Genomic DNA, 25,076 nt, shown 5'->3' with positions numbered 1-25,076 from the left:
CGTGGATTTCTAAACGAATGAAATGAGTATTCAATGAACACCAACAAACTTAAAGCCTACGCACCAAAAGCTCGTGTTGCTTTTATGGAAGCAGTAAAAAGCAGAGCAGCAAAACTCGGTATTTTCGAAGATCGGATTAACGATATCACGCTTGATGGTGACAGCGCGATTATCGAGAAAGAAGTTTACACTCGCAAGCAAGGTCAGCAACGTAACCAACTAGTACAACGTATTAAAGCGTTAGGCACACATGATGGTAAGTTCGTACACAAAGACGGCTTTAACCAGTTTATCAACGAAACCGCCTTTACATGGTTTAACCGTCTAACGGCTATCCGCTATATGGAAGTTAACGAATACCTAGACCACGGTTTTCGTGTGTTAAGCAAAGCCGAAGGCGCACTGTTTGGTGAAGGCTTTGAAATCTTAAACTCAGCCGCTGATGTAGCAGATGAGCTTGGTTTGGACAAAGACCAGATCATTGACATGGTGCTTGATGGCAACAAAGAAGAAGAGCTATACCGCACTCTCCTTCTAGCGCAGTGCCACCAGCTAAGCGAAGCTATGCCATTCATGTTTGAAAAGCTGGATGATGCTACTGAGCTACTACTACCAGACAACCTAACTAAAACTGATTCAATCCTAAAGGATTTGGTCAACGACATTCCTGAAGATAACTGGAAAGATAGTGAAACGGGTAAAGGGCAGATCGAGGTTATTGGTTGGCTGTACCAGTTCTACATCTCTGAACACAAAGATGCTGTAATCGGCAAAGTGGTTAAACGCGAAGATATTCCAGCAGCCACCCAGCTATTTACACCAAACTGGATTGTTAAGTATTTAGTACAAAACTCGCTAGGCCGTCAATGGTTAGCGACCTACCCTGACTCAGAGCTGAAAGACAAGATGGAGTATTACATCACTCCTGCCGAGCAAAGTGATGATGTCATCGAACAACTCAAGGCTATTACACCGACAAGCATTGATCCTGAAGAAATCAAAGTGCTTGACCCTGCCTGTGGTTCAGGCCATATCTTGGTTGAAGTGTATGAAGTACTGCGTGAAATTTACCTCGAGCGTGGCTACCGCCTTCGAGAGATCCCAGAGCTAATTCTAACCAAGAACATCTATGGCCTAGATATTGATGATCGCGCGGCACAGATGGCAGCGTTTGCTGTGATGATGAAAGCGCGTGAGGATGACAAACGTATTTTTTCGCGCGATATCAAATTGAATATACATTCCATTCAATCTACTGAAAACCTGAACATCAACCAGTTATGGGCTGATTTGGATTTAGATGGTAACAAACAAACAGGTTCTATGGGCGATCTATTTGCTGATACACAGGCTGAAACAATTGTGGCGTCCCCAGAAAATAAAGCCTTTTTAGAGTTATTGCAATACCTAGTGGCAAAGTTTTTAGATGGTAAAAATTTAGGTGCTCTCATCGAGATTGAGAGCTGTAAACTACAATCGATAGCTGCTCTTAGAAAGCTTGTTCAAAGCCGCACAAGCAATAGTAACCCAACGATAAAGCATGCAGCAATGGAGTTGCTACCGCTATTAAATCAAGCTTATAACCTAGCATTAAACTACTGTGCAGCTATAGGTAACCCTCCATATATGGGAAGCGGATATTTTAATGAAAGTCTAAAAAACCACGTTAATAGGCATTTCCCTTCATCAAAGTCTGAGTTATATACAGTTTTCGTTGAACGTTCAATGAAACTATTAAAACCAAACAGCCATTTGGCAATGATAACAATTCCCAACTGGATGTTTTTATCTTCTTTTGAAAAGTTCCGAAAGAGCATTATTGATAATTTCTATGTTGATAGCCTAATACATAACGGTCGGGGAGTTTGGGGATCAGACTTTGGTAGCTGTTCCTTTGTATTGAGAAAAACAAACGAACCAAAATTTCTAGGCACATATAAAAAACTATTTAAGGTACATGGCAGCATTTCCAACTCTGACCAATTGCAAACTATGTTCTTTAAATCAAAGCCTTACCTACACGATTTAGAGAGCTTCAACAACATTCCAGGCCAAACGTTTTCCTACTGGGAGGACAAGAGCCTATTGCAATCATTTAGAACTAACCCACTCCTTGGTCAATACTTTTTCTCAGATGGACTCTTGAAAACTGGGAATAACGACAAGTATGTACGCTATTTCTGGGAGATAGACTCTAGGGAAATTGGAATTGGAAATTATATTTTCATGGCTAAAGGGGGTGACGCGAAGGATTTCTATGGCAATGATGAACTAGTCGTCAAGTGGGACAGCAACAGCAGAACTCACTATAAAAAGGATAAGGTAGCACGTATACCACCTAATTACGTTTGGGAAAAACAAGGGATTAGCTGGTCAAAGCTAACGGTGTCCCGCAACACATTTCGAATCCTACCTGAACACCAAATCAGTGAAACTGTAGGCCCATGTATCTATTTAAATGATAATAGCAATATCAGTATACCTGCGACACTAGCATATTTAAAAACACCGACCGCTAACAGGTTTCTTAAACTGTTAAACCCAACCGTAAGTCTTCAAACACGAGAAGTACTTTCACTGCCTTATATTGAACCTTCAGCTGAAATTATTGATGCTTCTGAAACTATTTACTCATTATACAAAAGTGACTGGCTTACCAAAGAATCCTCTTATGAATTCGTTAAGCTTCCTATTCTAACCAGAGAAGGTGGCACTATTTCAACAGCGTATGACTTGCAAGTATATGTGAATAAGTCAATATTAAACAAGGTCAAAAACATTGAATTTAATATTAACAAATACTACAAAAGTAGTGTTTCAACCCCAAACAACGAAGATGAAGATATAGAACATTCAGATATTACTTTACTCTGTAATCCTGACTATCTGTATTCAAGTGCATGCAAATTAGAGCAAAATAACAAGTTTAGATGTCGCAATGTATCCGACCTAATATCCTATAGTGTTGGCTGCATGATGGGACGCTATTCTCTCGACCGTGATGGTTTAGTCTATGCGTACTCTGGCAACAATGGCTTCAAAGAGCTAGTCGAAGAAGGCGCTTGGAAAACCTTTCCTGCAGATGATGATGGTATCGTGCCTTTAGCAGATGAAGACTGGGTATTTGAAGATGATGCAACTACCCTTTTCCGCGAGTTTGTGAAAACGGTATGGGGTGACGAGCACCTACAAGAAAACTTAGACTTTGTAGCAGAAAGCTTATGCCTTGATGCAATCAAAGCTAAAAAAGGTGAAAGTTCGATCGATACTATTCGTCGTTACTTCTCGACTCAATTCTACAAAGATCATTTGAAAACTTACAAGAAGCGTCCTATTTATTGGCTGTTTAGCTCAGGCAAAGCAAAAGCATTCGAGTGTTTGGTTTACCTGCATCGCTACAACGAAGGCACGCTGTCACGTATGCGCACGGAATATGTCACACCACTTATGGGTAAACTTGAGAGCCGCAAGAACATTCTTGAAGACTCTAAAGCAACAGCCTCTGGTGCAGAACTACGGGCAATAGACAAAGAGCTGAAAACGATTGAGAAGAAGCAAGCTGAACTGGTCACTTTCGATGAAGAGCTAAAACACTTAGCTGAAATGAAGATCAGCTTAGACCTCGATGACGGCGTTAAAGTCAACTACGGCAAGTTCGGTAACCTACTCGCTGATGTGAAAGCGATCCACGGTAAGAACCCAGAAGTAATCAAGTAACACAAGCATAGAGCAGCCTTACGGCTGCTCTTTTTCTACTTTCCGAGAACAATAACAATGAAACTACAAAGTCTTAATGACATTTTTGAACGTCGAATCCTCAGGATTCCTGATTACCAACGTGGCTATGCATGGTCTTCTCAGCAACTTGACGACTTTTGGGAAGACATCATTCAACTTGATCCAAGCCGAGTTCATTATACTGGTGTTGTGACACTAGAACCTGCTACACAAAAATTATGGCAAAAGTGGGAGCAAGACGAATGGATTATAGAAGGAGTTGGCTTTAAACCCTTCTACATTGTTGACGGACAACAACGCTTAACAACATCAATGATTTTGATTCAGGCTATTTTAGAGTCAGTCGACCAAAGTACACAGCTCAATTACCAATCGCTAGAAACCATACGCAGTCGTTATGTATTACACAAAGCTGACGATGGACAGCGACAAAGCTTCATCTTCGGTTACGAGAAAGATAACCCTAGCGACGAATACCTAAAGACCATCATTTTTGGCGAACACTCGCATAGTAACCAGTATCAAGAAACCCTGTACACACAAAACCTTAATGTGGCTAAATCGTACTTCAAAGATAAATTATCAACGCTGGCAGAAGACGAAATTGCACTAGTTTTTAAGAAGCTAACTCAGAAAATCAAATTTAATCTCTATGAGATTGATGAAGAAATTGATGTGTTCGTTACATTCGAAACGATGAACAACCGTGGTAAACCTCTGACTAGCCTTGAGTTATTAAAAAACCGCTTAATCTACCTATCTACACTTTTCCATGATCATGAAGGGCATGAGGTTTTACGCAGTAAAATTAACAGTGCATGGAAAACCATGTACGAATATCTTGGGAAAAATCCTGACCACCCTCTTAATGAGGACATTTTCTTACGAAACCATTGGACGATGTACTTTAAGTACAGCCGTAACAAAGGGGACGATTACATTAAGTTTCTGCTAAACGAGAAGTTCACTGCTTGCAATGTCACTCATCCAAAAGATGAACAAGAGCGAGTTTCGGTAGAAGAAATCAGTGAATACGTTGAAAGTTTACAAGAATCAATTCGTCATTGGTTCTACATCCACAATCCTTACTTCTATCTTCCTAACTACAATGACGACAAAAACAAGCTATTACTTGATAGGCTACAACGTCTAAGCTTCCGTGCTTTCAGACCTCTCCTACTCGCGGCGTTTGTATCCAAGCAATCTTGGGAAGAGATCAATGATTTGCTAACCGCAGCGGAGCGCTATAACTTTACCCTGTTCTCACTATGTCACCGCCGTTCGAATACTGGCGACTCTGAGTTTTTTGGCATGGCTAGAGAGTTATTAAAGGGCAACCGAGCCATCAGTTCGGTTATCAGTACGATCAACGGTTGGGTCGATTACTACTACGACCCTGCTCGCTTTCACAGCTACATTGCAGAAAAGTATGAATTAGGGCAACAAGGCTTCTTTAAATGGGATGGCTTACGTTACTTCTTGTTTGAATATGACGCTTGGTTAACCAAACGCGGTAAACAAGAGACCATGAAACTCGGTTGGAATGACTTTAAAGCAACAAGCAAAGATAAGATCACCATTGAGCATATCTTCCCACAGACACCTTCTAACCAGTATTGGCAGGATCGCTTTGGAAGTTTAACCAAAGAGCAAACAACATGGTTAGCTAACTCATTGGGTAATTTAGTACCATTAAGCCGAGCAAAGAACTCCAGCCTGCAAAACGATGGATTCGATGATAAGAAGAATAACGGTTCAGGCGTTGGCTATTACAACGGTTCAGCATCAGAAAATGAAATCGCTCAATTAGAGGAATGGTTACCTGAGACTATTCTTTCCCGAGGTCTCGCATTGTTCGAGTTTATGGAGAAACGCTGGAGAATCTCACTGGGTGACGAACAGTTTAAAGCCAAATTGCTTCACTTAGACTTTCTCGTAAAGAGTGAACAACAAGAACAACAGATCGCATAAAACAGTAACAACGTGTTGCCGAGCGTTGTATACACTCGGCACTCACTTGCAATATCTAGAAGAAAGAAAATGAGCAATACATACAAACAAGATAAAGATTTAGAGCTTCTACGTTATGCAGATAACGATATGTTAGGTGTTTTAGTTAACTATCTTACCACTGACAAAGATGGAAAAACTCGCTACACCGAAACGTTAACAGGAGACAAGCAGTTCCAAGCTGCGAAAGGCGATTACCGACAAGTGTGGCAGCAAATTGCTGGTGAGCTACAGCATTTTGGCGGTGATACGTTGGTTAATTTATTCAGACGTTCAGGGGTTGAATATAAGGAAATTCTTATTGATGTTTGCAAGAAACTTAGCATCAAAACAGACTACAAAGCTGAGGCCGTTGATATTGAGCAGGCTCTTCTAGCAAAGCTATTTGCGGACTCTTGGGAAAAAATGTCTGAAGCTGAGCGAGAGGAGTTATGCAATTTGGTGCTTGTTTAGACTCAACGTAAGCAACAGTTACACAAGCACCAATCTCTCACTTTACCCCTTCAGCTCTCAGCGATTTTTGCTTCATAAAGTGTTAAACTCCCAAACAGTTAGCACTTTTCCACAGCCAACATTTAGGCGATGCAAAACAACAATGAATATTGACCAGATCACTAGCGGGCTATTAGCCAAATTTGAAAAAAGCAGACTTGTCTTTTGGCAGGACACGGACAATGAGTTCAACGACCTTATCGGATCGCTTTCTCTAGACTCATCTTACGAAAGTACGAAAATAATCCATCTAGATGCGTTGTCACACCTCGAAGTTAAACACCGTATTGAACTGCTAGAACCAGAGACGGCTTTTCTGCTTTATAGCAATAAAGCACCTAACGAACCAACACGCGACTGGTTATATGACGTTCGACTTTATGCACAAGAGTTTTATGCCGATAGTAGCTCTATGATCCTGAATGATATTGGCATGAACATGGAGTTTCGACCTGTCATTGCCAAGTACAAAACCTTTTTCGGCAATAAACAGCGTGTCACTCGATTGAAGAAGATCCTTCCACCATCAGCTAACGAAAGGGAACTAGAGTTAGCGCTTATCGCCGCGACTTTAAAAATCGAAACGCCAACGTTTGTTACTATTTTACAAGCTTTACTCGCTGAACTAGCTAACGATTTTGAATCCAAAGAACTGTTAACCGAACTTGATAAATTCAATTTAAGCGAACCATTTTGGAGGTTTGCTTATGAAGAATTAGGTTATATCGTTGAAAAAACAGATGAAAATGCTAAAGCGCCATCGATTCAAGAATTAGCTGTAAAGCTTCTCTTTACAGAATGCTATCAGTCACTAATCAATGGTGGTTGCTCAAATTCCGACGAAGTAGTTACTCGATTTACAACACACCTATTACCAATGCCAACACAAGAACAGCTTGAAGCTGGGTATACGGCAGAACGTGTTGGTATGAATTCAGGCAGACGTGCTCAAGTTGTTAGCTTCGTTATTCAACTAAGAGAAAGCCGCATTCATCAAGATAACTACAATCGCCTTGCTCGTCAGATAGAGCGAGATTATGAGATTTCCGACAAGTTAAGACTTATTGATACCCCGAAAAAGCTAAAACTAGTTGAGACCTTTGAGTTTGCAGATAAACAATTATCTATCTTACTCGTCAATAACATCTCATCGTTAAGTAGCGAAGAGATAAACAGCCTGGTGTCACATAGGCTTACTACGCATTGGTGCCACGTTAAGACTGAATTTGTAGATACTAAATATAAGAATGTATATTTAGCTATCAAATCAGCCAAGCAGTTTTATACGCTAAGAACTAAGTACATTGATGGGTTTGATTTCAGCTCAGCAAAAGAACTTTACAGGGCTTATGAGCAAGAACTTTTCCTTTTCGATACTGCTTACCGAAACTTCTTTGAAAATGCGAGCCATGTTGCCCATCAAGGCTCAGATATTTTGAAAAAGCTAAAACTTGTCGAAGACATCGAAGACTTATATGTCAATTGGTACTTACACGATTTGGCTATCGCCTGGGGAAAACATGTCGATCTAGAAAACCTACTAGATACATGGAAGCTCAGTGGCGTCTTTAATCAATATGACTTCTATAAAAATGAAGTGGAACGTATCTTCCAGTCAAGCCAGATCAAACGTGTATTTGTCATTGTGAGTGACGCTCTTCGTTATGAAGTTGCCCACGAAATACATGAAAAAATAAACAAAGAAAAACGCTTTAAGTCTGTCATTAAGTCTCAGCTTGGTGTAGTTCCTAGTTATACCCAGCTTGGGATGGCATCGCTTCTTCCTCATCAAGAGCTAACCGCCCATATTGGTAAGGACATCAAATACAAAGCTGACGGTTTAAGTGTTCATGGCTTAGATAACCGCCATGCAATACTAGAAAAATATCACGGTATGGCTGTGAAAGCGTCTGATGTCATAAATTGGACAAACGAAGAAGGTCGAAAAGCGGTAGCTGATGCTCGTGTTGTTTATATTTACCACGACCAGATTGATGCTATTGGCGATAAAGCCGCTACAGAAAACCAGACATTTGATGCTTGTGCAGATGGTATTGAGCAAGTGAGATTACTGGTTGAAAGAGTTATCAATAAACTAAACGGTAATCGCATCCTTGTGACTGCCGACCACGGATTTTTGTTTAAATCTAGCGATGTTGTTGAATCTGATAAGACGGCACTCTCCGTAAAACCACATGGCACAATTGAAGCTAAAAAGCGCTACCTCATCGGACAGAAGCTTCCAGAAGACAGTTTCTATTGGAAAGGTGACATGGCCGTAACGGCTAAGTTGTCTGCCAATGGTGACCAAGCCGAGTTTATTGTTCCTCGCGGCTCAAACCGCTTTAACTTTGTGGGTGGTGCTAAGTTCATTCACGGTGGAATAATGCCACAAGAGATTTGTGTTCCAGTTCTTCGTATAGAGCACTTGAAAACGACCAAGCAAAAGACAACTGCAAAACAAAAAGTAGGTGTAGTGCCACTTAGTAATGGGCTTCGTATTGTTACACTTAGTGAGAAAATTGAGTTCTTACAAACCAATGCCGTTGGCGATCAATTTAAAGAACGTAACCTAAATATTTGGATAGAAGACCCTGAAGGCACTGTTGTTTCAAACAAAGCACAGATACTGTTTGACTCTTCAGCCTCAAATTCTGATGAACGCAAACGCAATGCGATACTGACGCTAAACGGCAGCAACTTCGATCGAACTACCCCATATAAACTAATCATGTGGGATAGTGAGCAGGGTGACCGCTACGCAACTCATTCGGTAACAATCGACTTGGCAATCCAAGACGATTTTGATGATCTTTTTTAACGGAACTTATTCATGATTGACGATAACAACGATAGTAAAGCAACGGAAGTTCATCACTACCATCATTTTGACAATGAAGAAAATGACACTTCTCCACAACCTGATGAAAGCCCCCTTTCTCTGGAAGAGGTCATTGCACAAGAAATCAAAGATGTTCGAGATGTCGACTTAGACGATCTCATGACCACTGAGTTCAAAGGACGCGTTGTTCGCAAAGACTTAACGAAACAGCTTAAAGAAGGGGCAAACGTCCCCGTTTACGTCCTTGAATATCTGCTTGGTATGTACTGTTCGGCAACCGATGACGATCTTATCGAAGCAGGAATGGGACGCGTTAAGAAAATCTTAACGGATAACTACGTTCGACCTGATGAAGCTGAAAAGGTTAAATCTCTCATACGTGAACGCGGTACACATAAAGTCATTGATAAGATATCGGTTAAGCTCAACCAAAAGAAAGACGTATATGAGGCAAGCCTATCTAACCTTGGTATCAAAGACGCCGTTATCCCTGCAAGTATGGTCAAAGAGAATGAAAAGCTCTTAACTGGAGGGATCTGGTGTATCGTAACGTTGAGCTACTTCTTTGAAGAAGGTCAGAAAACCTCGCCATTTTCTGTTCTGGGACTAAAAGCAATTCAAATGCCTTCTATGAATATGGATGAAGTGTTTAATGCTCGACGTAACTTTACCATGGATCAATGGCTCGACTTGCTCCTTCGTTCTATTGGTATGGAACCTACTAACTTAGAGCAACGCGCAAAATGGCATATTCTTGCTCGAATGATTCCTTTTGTCGAAAACAACTACAACGTGTGTGAGCTTGGCCCTCGCGGTACGGGTAAATCGCACGTATATAAAGAATGTTCTCCAAACTCCCTACTCGTTTCTGGTGGTCAAACTACGGTAGCAAACCTTTTCTACAATATGTCGAGCCGCCAGGTCGGTCTTGTTGGCATGTGGGATATCGTCGCTTTTGACGAAGTCGCTGGGATTCGTTTTAAAGACAAAGATGGCGTGCAGATCATGAAAGACTATATGGCTTCAGGATCATTTAGTCGTGGTCGTGACTCTATTGAAGCAAAAGCTTCTATGGTTTTTGTGGGCAACATCGACCAAAGCGTTGAGACTTTAGTTAAAACCAGTCACTTACTGGCCCCTTTCCCTACCGAGATGATTGACTCAGCATTCTTTGACCGCTTCCATGCCTATATTCCTGGTTGGGAAATCCCTAAGATGAGACCAGAGTTCTTTACCAACCGTTATGGTTTAATCACAGATTATCTCGCAGAGTACATGCGAGAGATGCGAAAACATGGCTTTGCGGATGCTATCGATAAGTTCTTTAAGTTGGGTAATAACCTAAATCAACGTGACGTAATAGCCGTTCGTAGAACAACATCAGGTCTATTAAAACTTCTAGTACCCCATGGCGAGTACTCTAAAGAAGACGTACGTACATGTTTGACGTATGCCCTTGAAGTGCGACGTCGAGTGAAAGAACAGCTCAAAAAAATTGGTGGGATGGAGTTCTTCGATGTCAACTTCTCTTACATCGATAATGAGTCGCTTGAAGAGTTCTTTGTAAACGTTCCAGAGCAAGGTGGTTCGCAGATTATCCCACCAGGCATGCCTAATGCTGGCGTTGTTCACTTCGTTAGCCCTGGTACTGCTGGCAAGCTCGGCGTATTCCGAATTGAAACTCAAAAAACGGCGGGCCATGGTAAGCTAACCACTTCAGGTTTAGGATCAGATACCGAAGCAAAAGAGCAAGTGAAAGTGGGATTTGAGTATTTCAAAGGTAACTTGTCGCGCATCGCAGCAAACAATCAATATTCTGATCATGAGTTCCACTTACACTTTGTCGACCTACAGATGTCTGGTAACTCACATAGTTCTAGCCTCTCATCATTGATTGCGAACTGCTCTATCCTTCTTGGGAAACCAATGCAGGAATCAATGGTTGTACTCGGCTCTATGACACTTGGTGGAGTGTTAAATCCTGTGCAGGATTTGGCAGGTTCTATGCAAGTAGCACTTGAAGCTGGTGCAACAAAGATCCTTATTCCAATGGCTTCTGCTACTGATATTCCTACAGTGCCAGCGGAGACATTTACTAAGTTTCAAGTCAGCTTTTATAGTGATCCTGTTGATGCGGTGTATAAAGCGCTTGGGGTTAGTTAAGCTAACAAACAAAAAGAAGCGATCATTTTGATCGCTTCTGTATCTAATCGAACTAACTTAGTGAATTGAATCAATCGTACTCACAATCAACCATTTTCATATACATCTGTAGTGCGAAATTCCCATCATTCCAATATAGCTGACGCCCGTTCATTTCACTACAGTCCTCTACATATTCATCGTACTCTTCTTCACTATCAAACACTTTGGTACGATTGATCATGCGATCGCCGTTTGCTTCAGAGTCGATTGCTACGAGTAAAACCTTATCTCCATCGGCTTCGGTGTATTTCTCTAAATGGAAGCCGCCCACGATTCCACAGCCAGCAGCACTTGTAGAAGATTCATTTAGCTTCAACCCACAACTTTCCTCTAACAGTGCATCAAGAGTGCATTCTTCCGAAAAGCCTTGCTCGGCTTCAGCGACAACTTCTTCAAAGAATCTGGTCATTAGCTCTTCGTCAAAGATACCTAATTCATCAGTATCTCTGTAATTATCCCTAAGGCAGTCATCATGACTGATATCGCAAGAATAAATTTGACAGTAACAATCAAACTCACCATCCACTAACTGAACGGTAAGCTCACCTTCCCACTTGATAGTATCACTCTCAACACTCGCCCATACCAATGCTTCGTAGCTTTCGTATTCATTTTTTTGGATGTTACTAAATCTTACTTCAATCTTACTCATGCTGCGTAACCTCTTGTTGTAGTTACAAAGCTTGAGTGAAGCGTTTCAAACTGAGAAGCCATGCGTTCAACCACGGAATCAGGCACACCATGTACATTCTGATAACTCCCCTTCACTTCAATCACCTCAAAGGCCAGCTCCATGTCATTCGCTAGGTTTTGATAGAATTTCATTTCCCAGTTTTTCACGAACGTGTTGGCAACAACAACATTGAAACCAGCTTTCAAAAGACGGGTAGTTTCAAGCTTGCACCAGTTATGTGCATTCTTAATCTGAGCATTATCGTATTGATATAGGCCATCTTTATCGATGAAAAACTGATCAGCCTCAACCAACTTTGCATCTAAAGTCTTAGCGTGCGTTGACTTCCCAGAGCCTGGGATACCTCTCACTAGAGTAAGTTTTTGCCCGTTGATCACCATCTTATACCTGACCTTCTTTGAGAATTGACGATACAAATAACGGTTCTTTAGTCATCAACATGGCACGAGGAACACGATTGAAGCGAAGATCTTCATTCAGAGTCTTAACCTTTTCTACAAGGTCTGCTTTAACTTGCTTGGTCAGTACTTGAACCTTGGCACCAAACGAATCGAGTATTTCAGAGGTTAGTTTGTCACTATAAATTGCGTTGCCAATGACTAATTTAGATGTAAATGATACCTTTTGGTCTTCGGCGGAAAAACTCAACGCAGCGATGTCTCCATAATCGTGTAGAAGAAGAACTTCATCACCATTAAGAGTGTGAACTGCGTATTGACCATCTCGCAATAATTGTCGTACTATCAATGAGATAGTATTAAACTCACTGATTTCGAACAAAAACTCTGGAGCAAGCAAATACCCAGAAAAAAGTTGGGTTATAAGTTGCCTATGATTAGCAAAAGACGGATGTAGCTCTAAGTCGCTAATACCGTAGCACTCATCAGCATTACAAATAGCAACTAGTTCTAAATCGACAAAGAGTCTTATCTGATATTGACCTGATACATCATCTAGGAGTGGAGTACCGTCGCAAGACGTAACTATGAGATGGGCGTTGGAGGACTCTAAAAGAGAATTCAATTTCTCCCCATCAAGATCTAGGAAGAAAGAAGTGAACTGTTTTTCTGTGTTAAAAATATCCATGATGGACTCCATTAATAATATAAACTCATTATTGAGTTTGATAACTTAGTTCAAACACCAAACTTTCTGACTAATTTTTAGTCATTTTGGCACGTATCTTTAGATGCTGTTTCAAGTACTTTTATAGAAATACACATCCAACGTATTATTTTATTATCTAAGTTGTTATATTATTATTGAGTCCATAGAGCTTCCTCAGTGGAACGCTATAAAAGCTACCACCACATCCAATACAAAGTCAACAGAAAAAACCATTTATTAAAGCGAAAAATTCCAAAATAGCATTTTTTACTTACGTTTATGTATAATTAAAGCATAAGCATTGGTCATAATTAGTGGAAAAACCTTCGGCCTAGATCAGTCAGAGAGAACGATACCAGAGATTTCGGGAGCAACGTTACTTTAGAAAAAGCAGTATGATAAATCATACTGCCCTGTCTACCTTACGCAGCAATTCCCCTTTAAATCAACAAATCAATTATTGAGATTGCATTCATTTGCTTTTGTCCGTGACTACAAACCTCGTATTCACGGTCATCGATTAAGCATATTACATCCAAGTTTTCTCGATTAGTCTTAACGTGAGATGCATAAATGCTAAAAATAAATCTAGTCTCACAACCATCAGCAGTCAGGAATTTAGCTATAAGAGCGCTACTTTTTTCTGAATTTGAAAATCTGATTGCATCGAAACTTTTCAAAATCCAAGAGGGTTTTGATTTCGAAAACGTGACTGCTAATGACTCAGCGGAGTGCGGGATCATCTCTAACCTATCTTTCACTTTCAACTTTGACATTACACCATACGACGGTATGTTGACGTTTAATAACGTAGTACCGTGACTCATGTTTCGGTTCTGATAATCAAAATCAGTTTTTATATCTTGAAAATGTAATTGGTAGGCATCGTAATCAATCGTGATGCACCGCCCATTATCCTGGTCAATTATATAGTTACCAATTTCAGTACTTGCAGACTTCTTAGTAAATCGCTCAAAAAGTTTCTCCAAATACTCATCACTTATTCTCATATCCGACACCTTCGTTCTTCCATCAACTATCATTAAACAACATTCAATCAACTCTTTATTAAACTGAGAACCTCTTGGGTTCTGTCTCAGTAATATCCTCTCTATCGGTGTGAGTTGATAAACAAATCTAAGCGCACAAAAGCAGCACGTTTCAGAATATCCTTCCATATAGTCTCCCTTCCCTAGTAATACAGTTTCTTCTCGTGCCACGAAACTAATGTGGCAATTGTGACAACTTTTAGATGTGGCTTATAATTCCACTTAGTTATGTCTTCTGACAAAGGTATAAGAAAATCATCAACTTGGCAGAAAATATAATCTACACCTTTAACATGATGGCTTTGTAAATCAGAGGTTCTATTTATGAATAAGCAAGACAAATGAGAACCGCTCTTGGTGATTAGCCCAAACTTAAACGCAGAAAAACAGTCATCATCGACTATGAGATTGTTACCATGATATAGCAAAATATGCTTAATCTGATTTAGAGCAGAAAGTTCCCCGCTAAGATCACTTTCGAGAAAGTACATAAAATCCGTACCAAGATAGACTTGCCTAATATAGCTTTCTAACTCAGTATATTCAGTTATGTTTGAGTTGTATTTTGAGAGGCTGTAACTAATCTCCCAATCTAAATACATGTCTGGCTTTCTATTTAATAGTGCCAGTTGCACTGATTTAATTAATGGAATGTCACATATATATTCTTTACGATTAATATTGTTAACAATACCGATATTATTAATAATATTAGATATGTGTAAATGAAGTTTTGATGAAGTTAAAGGATGATTAGATTGATCGAAGTCAGTAGTATCACAATTGTACATAATGTCCTCCATAGAGAGTTAGAATTAAGTAAGTTTAAACTTTGCTTTAAGCAATTTTATTTTTCTTAATACTGTTATTATCTATTGAGGACACCGATATCAGAACGATACATTTAGTGTCTAGTTAGCGATAGGAGACCAATTGCCAGCTAACATATGAAATACATTAATCACTTCTTAGTAAAGAGTCAATGTTTTATTTTATAAATATATACAATATTAATACCTTAATTTTTCTAGTTCTTTGTACGTTGTAACCAAGATCGAAATAAACCTTTTAACTGTCCCACCGTCTAGAGAATGAGTATAAACCCCTTCTATACTTGTGGGGAGTGATATAAAGTGGCACTGAGAAGCACCACTTTTTCTGTTCTTGTTCCCGATATTGTGCGGTGAAAATCAATGATGTTCTTTGCATTAATGTCTTTTGTATTTTTTATATTAAAAAATCGATTAGATCATTGTCTTCAAAAATAGCGATAGCACCAGAAATCCCTGGATCACAAGATATTAAATACATTTAACACTACCATTTTATTATAAGCATTCTTTAATTGTTAAATTTTATTTTTAATTAAATCTGTAATTATACTCAATTTATGTCATTTAAAGATATCAAGGAATACATTTTAAATAGAATTAAAAAAAGCCCCAATGGGGCTTTTGAGTCAGGTTTTGTGTTTTTGGTATTACTGATATTTTCTTGCTATCTCTCGAATCTCTTTCATTTTCTTCTTGTCATCAGTAACAATGATTTCAAGAAGTTCGAGAACCTTAACTTGTAGCTTACTGCATTTCTTTCCCGCGAACGCTTGCTGAACAGTGTTCCTAGATAGCCCTGTCAGCTTAACCATGCCGCCAACTGGGTTGATGACTAAGTTGTTGTATCCGTGCTTTTCTTTGAACAGATACTTGTCTGCAAATTCAATTACTTCGTTAGTGTGTTGCATGCTGTGCCTCTTGTTATTTTTATTAAAGCCCCTGTCAGGGGCTTATTGGAGGGTTATGAGTCGTAGCGATAGACTTGCTCATTAACCAAGGCACGCTGCATATCTCTTGCTTCATCGATAAAACTACAATCAATCAAATCAAACTTCTCGTATAGCTCGTGAATATCGATGAACTCCCATAAAACTCGCTCACATACATCTTCTTCCCCAAAAACGATCTCTTCGAAGAATCCGCAGACAGAACCGCTTTCTTCTTCCATGTAATCGACATCCCACTCGCTTAACATAAGCTTTTCTCTTTGAGCAGCAACAGCTTTGGTCATTAGAGATAGAAGTAGTTCTTTTTCGCTTTCAACTTTGATTTCTGTTTCTTTGAAATTTTTCATTTTTGTATTTTCCATTATTATTATTATTAACTTTCGGTGTTTAAGTGCCTTCCTTCACTGTATAGTTATATTATAAGACCTTGTGTTATAAATGCAAATAGAAAAAATTATAATAAATATCATTTTTAATGATTATCTTTGTTTTATTTTAAAATAATGCACAAAAAGGCAAAAATGGCAATTTGATGTCAATTATCTTTTTTAATTCATTTAAACTCATTCAACTAAAACAGATAATTTATTTAAGATAAAAAATACCCCAACCAGCAGCGACAGGTCAGGGCAGAAAAAGACCCCAGTTGGAACTAGGGTTAAAAGCTTTGTAAAGTATGAGTTGACGTACAATCACCTCACACTTTTAACATAACAAGTTAAAACATTATAATCAACACTTAAATGTCACTTCCAGCTAAATTAAATTGCAAATAAAACAATGCTAGTGTGCTTTTATCTTTTAAACCGTCATTTATTATATTAATTGCTTTTCTTTGCGTGCAAAATAGCATTTCACTTAAAGCTTTGCTAGATGCTTTGTTTCTATAAGTGTAACCGTTTTCGATTAAAATTGATGACACTTCATTTCCGCTCAAGAACGGTTTTGAGTCGATTAAATTATTAACACTATGCATGTTCATTTTCCTTCTTATTATTATCTGTTTTTTCTACTGCCGCTTTTTCTGCTGCAACTTCCGCTTCAACTCTAGCTCTTTCACTTTCTCTTCTCTTGTCATCAACAAGAACGAACTGCGCTTGAATTTCTTCTATTGCATTGCTTTCAAACAAAGCTGACTTAGCAAGCTTGTGCAACGTGTAGATTTTACCGTTCGTAGTGTTGCCCTTTCTGTTTCTCTTCTCTTCAAATCCAAGTGCAGTCATGATTTCTTTAAGTGCTCTTGATGCAGCCTTTTTGCCCTTGGTGTCCGAGCGTTTCTTGCCTGCCTTTAGTTCACATAGTCCAGCAGCGTTAAAAGTTGATCGGTGCTGTTTGTCAACGATGTGGTTGTAAACTGCCGTGGTGTCTTCAACTACAATTTCAGTGTCTACACTAAGTTCCTTAACTCCGAGCGCGTCAGCCAGAACTTTCATAGCTTTTGCCTCTTTTGAGTTAGTGCCTCCGTTCAGAAGGTTGCCTTTCAGCGCTTTCAGGAAATCTTTTTTGAAAACTTTGTTAAACTCATACACATCTTCACCAACACACTCAGTGCTAATGCGCAGTCTTTGTGCTATCTCATACTTCTTAACTGCGTAGTTTTCATCCGTTTTCAGCTCTTCTTTTTCTTTTAGTTCTGCAATTGATACATTATCGAGATTAAGTGCTTCAGTAGTAGCTTTCATCTCTGACTTTTCGAAAGCTTCTTTTGATACCTTATCTGCTTTTGAAGCTGCCTTAATTTCTTCAAAATCAACATCAACACGCTCAACATTAAAGCCAAGTAGCTGTAGTGTTTTAGCTAGTGTAAATCGAAGATTACTTTTAAGTAATTCTTCTCGAACCAGAAACTCAGCTTCTAATTCACTAATGATATTGCCCTCAATTGCGTCAGCACGGTAATCAGTGTAAGCAGCCACTTGTGAAAATGTTGGTACAGTAAAAGTCAATCTAATAGCTGTTCTAAGTCTTCTTGCTAGCTGAATCAATGCGGTTGGCAGAAGAACGCGATTACAAAGCACTATGACTTCTTCAGCATGATGCGCTGTAATGCTGAAACCTTCTTTTAAGCAAGGTGATACAATAACAGTACGATATTTAACAATTTCTTGATTAGGATTCTTAAGAAATGCACGTTGCGCTTTCCCGCTCTTATTTTCGCTGTGTAAGACTAGGATTCCTGCTTTCAGCGCTTTATTGTAGTCAGCCTTGCCTCTAGCGTTTGTGTAGCCTGACTGCTCGACCAGGCGGTCGATTTCGCTTTTTCTGTCGCAAGCAATGAACATGGGATTTTTATCAAGTAATTTTTTAGCTATTAGCTCTTGATTCATCATCTCGATGCTTTCGACAGTAGTAGCGATATCTCTGTATACGTTTTTACACATGTTCACAGTTTTGACTTTGCGACCAAAAGCTTTTGCATATCTCACAGAAATCGCGTCAGTAGCATCGGCGTCCATAAAAATAACTTTCTTGTTGCTTCTTATAGCTTGAGCTAGTTCTGCTCTAATCGTTCTTTTAGCTAACTCGCTGATATAGCCAGAGCGCGGATCGAAGATGGACTGTAAAACCTTCTCGCACTCATCAATGATGATGGTGTCTGCTTCTTTTACTGTCTCTGCTGTAAAAGCATTGGTAAGAGAGTTGACCGTAGCACTCAAGTGACTCGCATTTTCAATGACATGCATTTGTTCATCATAAAACGCTGAAGCAACATTAGCAGGAGTATGCTGTTTAACCACAGCGATAAGACCAGTTATAGTGGCTGTCTTGCGTCCTTTGCTTGCTTCTCTTTCAATTAGAGCTTTTGCAAACTCAGTTTTGCATGTTCCTGTCGGTGAGCGTAGAACAACCACGTTACGCTGGTTCTGAGCAAAAACTTCCATTTTCATGTCGTGCAGTGTGAATGTGTTGTGGTCAGCGGTAAGAGTGACAGATTTGATGATTTCTTCCATCAGGTCAGAATGAGATTCTTCGTAGATAGCTTCTGCTTTTTCTGTACTAACGCCAGTCCACTCAATTAAGCTTTTCACCGCTTCTTCATCTGATGAAATTACTGAAGGAACTAGAGATTTGACAGACTTTGCGCTCTCTCTGAGAAGCAACTCAGAGTTGAAGTGATTAAAAGCTTCGCACACATATTTCGCAAAACCTACATCACTGTTACCAGTGGTAATTCTTGTGTCAGTGCTTATGTCGTGCATATTTAGCTTATGCTTAATCGCAGTAAGAGCAATGCTTGATGCATACTTAGCTTTGAAGTCGAAATGAATAGCTGTAATTACTTTATCTTTAGCTTCATGCTTTCTGATAGTTAAAACAAGATTGTTTTGAGATGTTACTACTATTCTGTCTGTAGAATTGAATTCTTCTGCTTTAGTTAGAAGTGTTTCATCATCTGATGATATGAAGAGTTGAGTGTCTACTGCACTTTCTCCTTTAATACAACTGTACGTCATTTTAAAAACTGCCTTCCCTCTACGGGGATTATAATTATACTTTACTCTTTCAGAGTAAGTGAATTATTTTCACCTTACAAGTTATAATTTATATTAATACAGCAATTAAAAGTGGTTATTATTCCTTTATTATACATGATAACTTTGTTTTTATTTTACGCAAAATGCTTCGCATGTTTGCTTGTTCTATCTGTTCTTATCTCTTGCTAGTTTTTTATTCACACTAAACTATGGACTATGTAGTGTTGATTTGTATATAAAATAAGTAAAACATAGTCCATACCTAAGCCCTTAACTAGCAAGGCTTCAAAGCAAATTAGAACTTAAAAATAGATAAAAGCCAGTTTCTAAACTCAAAAAACTTAATATGCATGAATAACGAATAAAAAATCAAAGAAGACAAACAAACTAGGGAAAGTTAACTGCGAAGTAGTTAACACTTCTGTTCCTTAGCTCTCTCCGCTCCTTCAATCGAACTAGGAAGAACTCCTTCCTAGTTGAAACCTCACAGTTCAGCTCTTTCTAGTGCGACAACTTTTTCTCTTTTTCTTATATAAAATAATATTTTTCTGTCGCACCCAAAGCCTTATGGAACAAGGGCTAAGAGCACTTTCGAACTTGAGTTTTAAAAATAGCTAAAAGAACGCACAAATCACAGGTAGGGGTATACGCAAGTAGAATGAGATATAATACCGACCATCCCAAATCATCTAGAAGGTTTATGATGAGACAAGCTAAGAAGCAGAGCGATAAGATCGGTCACACTAGTCGAGCAAAAATGCTGCGTCTTGCTGATATAGTTAGAACAGTAAGAATTCGACTTGAAGAAGTTAAAGACAAGCAATCAGACAAGTTAGATCGTTAATCAGATCATTTACTAGATCGTGCTGCTATCGCAAGTTCTAGCGCTTCAAGATTCAGATCTCGGTTCAGTTCCCCGTTACACAGTTGAATCGAAAAAACAATGTGGGAAACATCAAAAAAATGCAATTAAATCATCTCTTTGACTACTCTTCCCCATTTTGTTCCCCAAGCTATTTGAATTTAAATAAACGAGAGCAAAAAACAACCACTTAAAAGACTGATTCAGAGTGCGTTATACCCTCAAATCAGCCGCTCCTGGGCAACTCTTGGGGTAAGCTTTCTAGCGTTCCAAGATGCCTCCAAAAAGTGGACGATGCCCATAAGAAACTAACGACAAGCCTGAACCGATTTATGATTATGCTCATAGACATAGGTCAGAGAACAAGCGCTCTCTGGCTTTTCACACTAGGCATAAATTTTGTACTGTCTGCTATCTATGGGGAACATTCTCAGAGTTCAGCTAAAGTAGCCTCTACCTCTCTACGTAACTCTTCCTCATCTAGATAAAGTTAGTATTTTTAGCAAATAAATTCTTATCCATACCGTAAGTAGCGTTCTCGACCAACAATTCATCTGAAATGACAACTGAGTTTAAGTATTTCTATTGAATATAACGAGCTATTGATTGTACAAGCACTTACAGTTTTCCTGATGCTAATATTAAGCTTGGTATTCGTCCCTTTCTCAATATAACGCCTTTCATGTTGTCTTTTACATTTACAACAAACTTGCTAACATCTCTTTCCGTGTAATTATACGGGATTCTGATTTCAAAATCGTGCCAAACTCCGATCTTAACCACCATCTGCATTTCGCAAAAGACAACTCTAATTTTATAATCTTTCATTATTTGATTAAATCTGAATCTGTCTTCTGATCTACTGAGGTCTAAGTTTAGGTCTTTTAATGTCCCTGTTACTCTTGCTTTGGCATTTTCGATTTCTTCGGTGATAAGAGCTTCCTTGGCAAGCAACTCTTCGTAATCCTTTTCCCAGCTCGGATCAGAAGGGAATTTGATCATATATTCCCTAACAGTATCTAATTGTTTGATTTTTTCATCTCTTTTCGCTTCTAATGCTGAAATATCAATCGAGCTGCCCACTTCATATTTGATCTCTTTTAATACTGCATAGACTGTGTTTTGAGCTTGAAAATAGTTGACGTTTTTCGCTTTGCAACGATGACGTTTCCTCTTGTTATTGCACTTGAGATACATTCCTTTGGGCGGTTTAGTTCCTGTTCTTCGTTCATACGCCAACGAGTATCCACACTTGTTACCCCGTTCGTCAGGCCACCCACATACTCCAATATTACGAAAAACATTATTGAATTGACCGCTACCTCCGCCACCAGTGTTGGTATCAAACGTTTTTTGCACTGCATAATATACAGCTTCATCTACAATTGGCGGATAGTAAATTGGTTGATCATTCAATGAGCCGATCACATTCTTATTCCGCAAAATTGCATTAACTGTGGATTCAGTAAGAGGAGAATTCAACGCCCCTTGAACTAACTCCCCCTCATCATTGTATGTATATCTCGCTAAAATTAGATTTGGTTTATTATCCACCGCAACAAAACCTTTTAGCTTGCCCTTTGCCTCTAACGCTCTTAAGTGATTCATGATTCTTAAAGCTCCCCAACCATGCTCCAATTTCAGCTCAAAGATCTTCTGAACAATCTCAGCATTTTGAGGAATAACTTCATGACCCTTTCGGTCATATGAACGAGCCAGCCAGATGGGTGTTTTAGCTATATGCTTTAATCCCTTCTCTTTCATTGTTTTATTGCTTGCTCGAATCCTTGCGCTTTTCTGGGACGATTCTTGGTTCGCAAGGTAGATGCTAATCTCAAGCAATACTCTTGCACTTACTCCTTCAATCCCTTGCATATCCTCTTCAAAGACAATATCCCATTTTGTAATCGCTATCTTCACACCCGCTGACAAAATTTTTTCAAACTGCTTACGCACAAAGTCGGGCTTGGCTCGGCTAAATCTGTCAATCAGTTCTATAACAATAATGTCGCCTTCCGCTATAAAGCCGCGCTCAATATCACTCATGAGTTGACCAAGCTCTCCCATTTTCAAGTTAGCTGCTGTATACCCACTGCGCCCTCTATCTTCGTATATCTGTCCACGGCTATAACTCGGCAAACCATTATCAACTCGTTTCTTGTTATGATTTTCAATCCAAACTTCACTGCTCTGTTGTTGACGGTCAATACCGTGTCCTTCTTCACTTTGGACAACTTTACTGACACGATGATAAAGATGGTATTTGCTCATAACTAACTCTCGATAAGCCTATAAAACATGTAGTCTATCATACAATTTACTTTTGCCAACTGTGGCTTGCCTTATCACATCGGCGGCGATATCCAAGAACGCAGTAAGTTACTACTACAAACGCCAGAAAGCTTTTTAGCACGCTTTAACGTTGATGTTCGCGTGATGAATGAAGTAGTTTCAATTAACCGACAGGACAAAACCGTTACCATCAAAAACCTGTTGGATGAGTCTGAATACGTAGAATCATACGACTTCCTACTGCTTAGCCCAGGTGCAGGCCCTATTGTTCCACCAATCCCAGGCCTCGATAACCCGCTCACCCACTCGCTACGTAACATTCCAGATATGGATCGCATCATCGAAACGATCCAAATGAACAAACCAGAACATGCGACGGTTGTTGGCGGCGGTTTCATCGGTTTAGAAATGATGGAAGCCTTCCACCAACTTGGCATTAAAACCTCTCTGATCGAAATGGCAGACCAAGTCATGACACCAGTAGACCGTGAAATGGCAGGTTTTGCTCATGCAGAAATTCGTGACAAAGGTGTCGACCTCAAACTTGGCGTCGCGCTTGAATCTGTGAAATTCGTACCTAACGAGCACGTTGCAAGTTTCGACTCTGGTGAGAGTGAGAAACACCAACACCTAGAAGGTGAATTGGAGTTAACACTGAACAACGGTGAAAAACTCACTACCGATATTCTGATCATGGCAATCGGTGTACGTCCTGAGACAAAACTGGCGCAAGAAGCTGGCCTTCAAATTGGCGCACTAGGCGGTATTTACACGAACGAATACATGCAAACCAGCGATCCTTCGATCTACGCTGTCGGCGACGCGATAGAAGAGAAAGACTTCGTGACAGGCGAGCAAACTCTAGTGCCACTTGCAGGCCCGGCAAACCGTCAAGGCCGTATGGCAGCGGACAATATGCTCGGCCGCAAAGAAACCTACCAAGGCACACAAGGGACAGCGATTTGTAAGATCTTTGACCTTGCAGTGGCTTCTACCGGCAAAAACGAGAAGCAACTAAAACGCGCTGGTATCGAATACGACAAAGTGTACGTGCATACCGCAAGCCACGCGAGTTACTACCCTAGCGCTGAAGTGGTGTCGTTCAAAATGTTGTTCGATCCAAAATCAGGCAAGATTTTAGGTGCTCAAGCAGTTGGTAAAGATGGCATCGATAAACGCATCGACGTTATGGCTGTTGCACAACGTGCTGGCATGACGGTTGAACAACTGCAGCATCTTGAACTGACTTACGCGCCACCTTACGGCAGTGCGAAAGATGTGATCAACCAAGCGGCATTTGTGGCAAATAACATCATCAAAGGTGACGCAACGGCGATTCATTACGATGAAATCGACAACCTGACTGAAGATCAAATTCTCCTCGACGTCCGTAACCCGGGTGAATTGGAGTCTGTTGGTTATCTTGAAGGGGCAATCAACATTCCGGTTGACCAGTTACGCCATCGTATGGGTGAACTACCCAAAGACAAAGAGATTGTGATTTACTGTCAAGTAGGCTTGCGCGGTAACGTGGCATACCGTCAACTGGTCAACAATGGTTACAAAGCTCGTAACTTGATTGGTGGATACAGAACACTCAAATTCTCGCGCTTATAACGGGATAATAAAAACAGAGAAAACCGAGGAATTGGTTTTCTCTTTTGTTTATTTACATGGACTCAAATCTAACTCATTAACCTTCTATCGCCAAACGGACTGCTGCTTGAGCATGGATAGAAGTGGTATCAAGTAGCGTAACATCTGTGTGACTTTGGTTTACAAGTAAGGCAATTTCAGTGCACCCGAGAATCACGGCTTCAGCTCCCTGCTCTTTTAGTTTTTCAATAATTTGCAGGTATATCGTTCTCGATTCTTCTTTGATTTCACCTTGGCATAACTCTTTATAAATAATGTTATGCACTATAGAGCGATCATCTTGAGCGGGAATTATGACATCCAGCCCATAGAGGTCGGAAAGCCGTCCTTTGTAAAAGTCTTGCTCCATTGTGAATTGAGTACCAAGGAGTCCGACCTTTTGAACCCCTTTCTCACGAAGTAACTCAGCAGTCGCGTCTGCGATATGTAGTATGGGGATATTAATACTGGCTTCAATTTGAGGAGCAACTTTGTGCATTGTGTTCGTACAAATAAGAATAAAATCGGCGCCCCCTTTTTCTATTGAAGATGCAGCATCAGATAAAATACTTGCCGTTTCTTCCCATTTACCTTGGTGTTGAAGTTTCTCTATCTCTGAAAAATTCACGCTATACATACAAATTTTTGCGGAATTTAGGCCGCCTAACGCCTCTTTAACCCCTTCGTTGATCAATTTGTAATAACTAAGCGTCGACTCCCAGCTCATGCCGCCTAGAAGACCGATAGTTTTCATATAACCCTCCAATCGTTATACACCACCGTGGGAGGGGTGCTTTTACAAACAAAATCAACCACGTGGATAGACAGCCTTCTAGCGTTGTCACTAGTGAAAACTGGATAAACCTGCAATCAGAAAAACGAGAACCAAAAAGG

General features: G+C 39.8%; 17 protein-coding genes and 1 pseudogene. 7 read left to right on the top strand and 11 right to left on the bottom strand.

The annotated features are described in order from the left end of the window. Positions 1-33: 33 nt before the first annotated feature. From pglX to brxL, 5 genes are all read left to right on the top strand, one after another. Positions 34-3,717, top strand: a complete 3,684-nt coding sequence (pglX, locus tag NL643_RS16675) for a BREX-1 system adenine-specific DNA-methyltransferase PglX (RefSeq protein WP_253644855.1) — start codon at positions 34-36, stop codon at positions 3,715-3,717. A gap of 57 nt (positions 3,718-3,774) precedes the next feature. Next, complete coding sequence (locus NL643_RS16670) at positions 3,775-5,709, top strand: DUF262 domain-containing protein (protein WP_253644854.1); 1,935 nt, start codon at positions 3,775-3,777, stop codon at positions 5,707-5,709. A gap of 69 nt (positions 5,710-5,778) precedes the next feature. Then, complete coding sequence (locus tag NL643_RS16665; RefSeq protein WP_253644853.1) at positions 5,779-6,201, top strand: DUF3944 domain-containing protein; 423 nt, start codon at positions 5,779-5,781, stop codon at positions 6,199-6,201. Positions 6,202-6,280: 79 nt separating this feature from the next. Next, positions 6,281-9,061, top strand: coding sequence for a BREX-1 system phosphatase PglZ type A (gene pglZ / locus NL643_RS16660; RefSeq protein ID WP_253644852.1), 2,781 nt, complete (start codon positions 6,281-6,283; stop codon positions 9,059-9,061). 144 nt (positions 9,062-9,205) lie between these two features. Further along, the gene (brxL, locus tag NL643_RS16655) at positions 9,206-11,245 is read left to right on the top strand and encodes a protease Lon-related BREX system protein BrxL (protein WP_206514138.1); all 2,040 of its coding nucleotides are present in this window, start codon (positions 9,206-9,208) and stop codon (positions 11,243-11,245) included. A 70-nt stretch (positions 11,246-11,315) separates the two neighbouring features. On the opposite strand, the gene NL643_RS16650 is transcribed toward brxL, so the two are convergent. The 9 genes from NL643_RS16650 to NL643_RS16610 form a co-directional block, all read right to left on the bottom strand. Beyond that, entirely contained in the window at positions 11,316-11,939 is a 624-nt protein-coding gene (locus NL643_RS16650) for a hypothetical protein (RefSeq protein WP_122015993.1), read from the bottom strand. Beyond that, a complete protein-coding gene (locus NL643_RS16645) occupies positions 11,936-12,355 on the bottom strand; it encodes an AAA family ATPase (RefSeq protein WP_213968035.1) in 420 nt (139 codons plus the stop codon). The genes NL643_RS16650 and NL643_RS16645 overlap by 4 nt, the downstream gene beginning before the upstream one ends. Positions 12,356-12,362: 7 nt before the next feature. Beyond that, the gene (locus NL643_RS16640) at positions 12,363-13,067 is read right to left on the bottom strand and encodes a hypothetical protein (RefSeq protein ID WP_213968031.1); all 705 of its coding nucleotides are present in this window, start codon (positions 13,065-13,067) and stop codon (positions 12,363-12,365) included. A 461-nt stretch (positions 13,068-13,528) separates the two neighbouring features. Beyond that, positions 13,529-14,266 (bottom strand): hypothetical protein, encoded by a 738-nt coding sequence (locus NL643_RS16635; RefSeq protein ID WP_122015991.1) that lies wholly within the window; start codon positions 14,264-14,266, stop codon positions 13,529-13,531. 14 nt (positions 14,267-14,280) lie between these two features. Beyond that, positions 14,281-14,928: a hypothetical protein gene (locus NL643_RS16630; protein WP_253644851.1), complete on the bottom strand. Its 648-nt coding sequence runs from the start codon at positions 14,926-14,928 to the stop codon at positions 14,281-14,283. A 689-nt stretch (positions 14,929-15,617) separates the two neighbouring features. Then, positions 15,618-15,878, bottom strand: coding sequence for an ATPase (locus tag NL643_RS16625; RefSeq protein WP_253644850.1), 261 nt, complete (start codon positions 15,876-15,878; stop codon positions 15,618-15,620). Between the two features lie 53 nt (positions 15,879-15,931). Continuing rightward, on the bottom strand, positions 15,932-16,264 hold the full coding sequence (locus tag NL643_RS16620) for a hypothetical protein (protein ID WP_086582438.1): 333 nt from the start codon (positions 16,262-16,264) through the stop codon (positions 15,932-15,934). Positions 16,265-16,656: 392 nt separating this feature from the next. Beyond that, on the bottom strand, positions 16,657-16,893 hold the full coding sequence (locus NL643_RS16615; RefSeq protein ID WP_253644849.1) for a hypothetical protein: 237 nt from the start codon (positions 16,891-16,893) through the stop codon (positions 16,657-16,659). Beyond that, positions 16,886-19,372 (bottom strand): hypothetical protein, encoded by a 2,487-nt coding sequence (locus NL643_RS16610; protein ID WP_253644848.1) that lies wholly within the window; start codon positions 19,370-19,372, stop codon positions 16,886-16,888. Before NL643_RS16610 ends, NL643_RS16615 begins: the two co-directional genes overlap by 8 nt. Before the next feature lie 721 nt (positions 19,373-20,093). Between NL643_RS16610 and NL643_RS16605 the strand changes: the two genes are divergently transcribed. Beyond that, positions 20,094-20,237: a hypothetical protein gene (locus tag NL643_RS16605; protein ID WP_157178127.1), complete on the top strand. Its 144-nt coding sequence runs from the start codon at positions 20,094-20,096 to the stop codon at positions 20,235-20,237. Between the two features lie 636 nt (positions 20,238-20,873). Here the strand turns inward: NL643_RS16605 and NL643_RS16600 are convergent. After that, a complete protein-coding gene (locus NL643_RS16600; protein WP_253644847.1) occupies positions 20,874-22,526 on the bottom strand; it encodes a recombinase family protein in 1,653 nt (550 codons plus the stop codon). A gap of 48 nt (positions 22,527-22,574) precedes the next feature. On the opposite strand from NL643_RS16600, the pseudogene NL643_RS16595 reads away from it, so the two are divergent. Beyond that, a pseudogene (locus NL643_RS16595) lies at positions 22,575-24,164 on the top strand (FAD-dependent oxidoreductase); the annotation flags it as partial. A 76-nt stretch (positions 24,165-24,240) separates the two neighbouring features. Here NL643_RS16595 and NL643_RS16590 read toward each other — a convergent pair. Next, the gene (locus tag NL643_RS16590) at positions 24,241-24,936 is read right to left on the bottom strand and encodes an aspartate/glutamate racemase family protein (protein WP_047009206.1); all 696 of its coding nucleotides are present in this window, start codon (positions 24,934-24,936) and stop codon (positions 24,241-24,243) included. Positions 24,937-25,076 lie beyond the last annotated feature (140 nt).

Origin of the sequence: Vibrio sp. Y42_MX_L11, from assembly GCF_024181785.1 — a bacterium.
Taxonomy (GTDB): domain Bacteria; phylum Pseudomonadota; class Gammaproteobacteria; order Enterobacterales; family Vibrionaceae; genus Vibrio; species Vibrio diabolicus.
The sequence above is the reverse complement of the archived record's forward strand: the minus strand, read 5'-3'. Positions and strand labels throughout refer to the sequence as shown.

What these genes read in the sequence shown, in the direction of transcription:
- pglX (WP_253644855.1), top strand. Translation starts at nt 34, where the DNA reads ATGAACACCAACAAACTTAAAGCCTACGCACCAAAAGCTCGTGTTGCT.
- NL643_RS16590 (WP_047009206.1), bottom strand. Translation starts at nt 24,936, where the DNA reads ATGAAAACTATCGGTCTTCTAGGCGGCATGAGCTGGGAGTCGACGCTT.
- NL643_RS16670 (WP_253644854.1), top strand. Translation starts at nt 3,775, where the DNA reads ATGAAACTACAAAGTCTTAATGACATTTTTGAACGTCGAATCCTCAGG.
- NL643_RS16665 (WP_253644853.1), top strand. Translation starts at nt 5,779, where the DNA reads ATGAGCAATACATACAAACAAGATAAAGATTTAGAGCTTCTACGTTAT.
- NL643_RS16600 (WP_253644847.1), bottom strand. Translation starts at nt 22,526, where the DNA reads ATGAGCAAATACCATCTTTATCATCGTGTCAGTAAAGTTGTCCAAAGT.
- NL643_RS16605 (WP_157178127.1), top strand. Translation starts at nt 20,094, where the DNA reads ATGATGAGACAAGCTAAGAAGCAGAGCGATAAGATCGGTCACACTAGT.
- NL643_RS16610 (WP_253644848.1), bottom strand. Translation starts at nt 19,372, where the DNA reads ATGACGTACAGTTGTATTAAAGGAGAAAGTGCAGTAGACACTCAACTC.
- NL643_RS16620 (WP_086582438.1), bottom strand. Translation starts at nt 16,264, where the DNA reads ATGAAAAATTTCAAAGAAACAGAAATCAAAGTTGAAAGCGAAAAAGAA.
- NL643_RS16615 (WP_253644849.1), bottom strand. Translation starts at nt 16,893, where the DNA reads ATGCATAGTGTTAATAATTTAATCGACTCAAAACCGTTCTTGAGCGGA.
- NL643_RS16640 (WP_213968031.1), bottom strand. Translation starts at nt 13,067, where the DNA reads ATGGATATTTTTAACACAGAAAAACAGTTCACTTCTTTCTTCCTAGAT.
- NL643_RS16625 (WP_253644850.1), bottom strand. Translation starts at nt 15,878, where the DNA reads ATGCAACACACTAACGAAGTAATTGAATTTGCAGACAAGTATCTGTTC.
- NL643_RS16650 (WP_122015993.1), bottom strand. Translation starts at nt 11,939, where the DNA reads ATGAGTAAGATTGAAGTAAGATTTAGTAACATCCAAAAAAATGAATAC.
- NL643_RS16630 (WP_253644851.1), bottom strand. Translation starts at nt 14,928, where the DNA reads ATGTACAATTGTGATACTACTGACTTCGATCAATCTAATCATCCTTTA.
- NL643_RS16635 (WP_122015991.1), bottom strand. Translation starts at nt 14,266, where the DNA reads ATGGAAGGATATTCTGAAACGTGCTGCTTTTGTGCGCTTAGATTTGTT.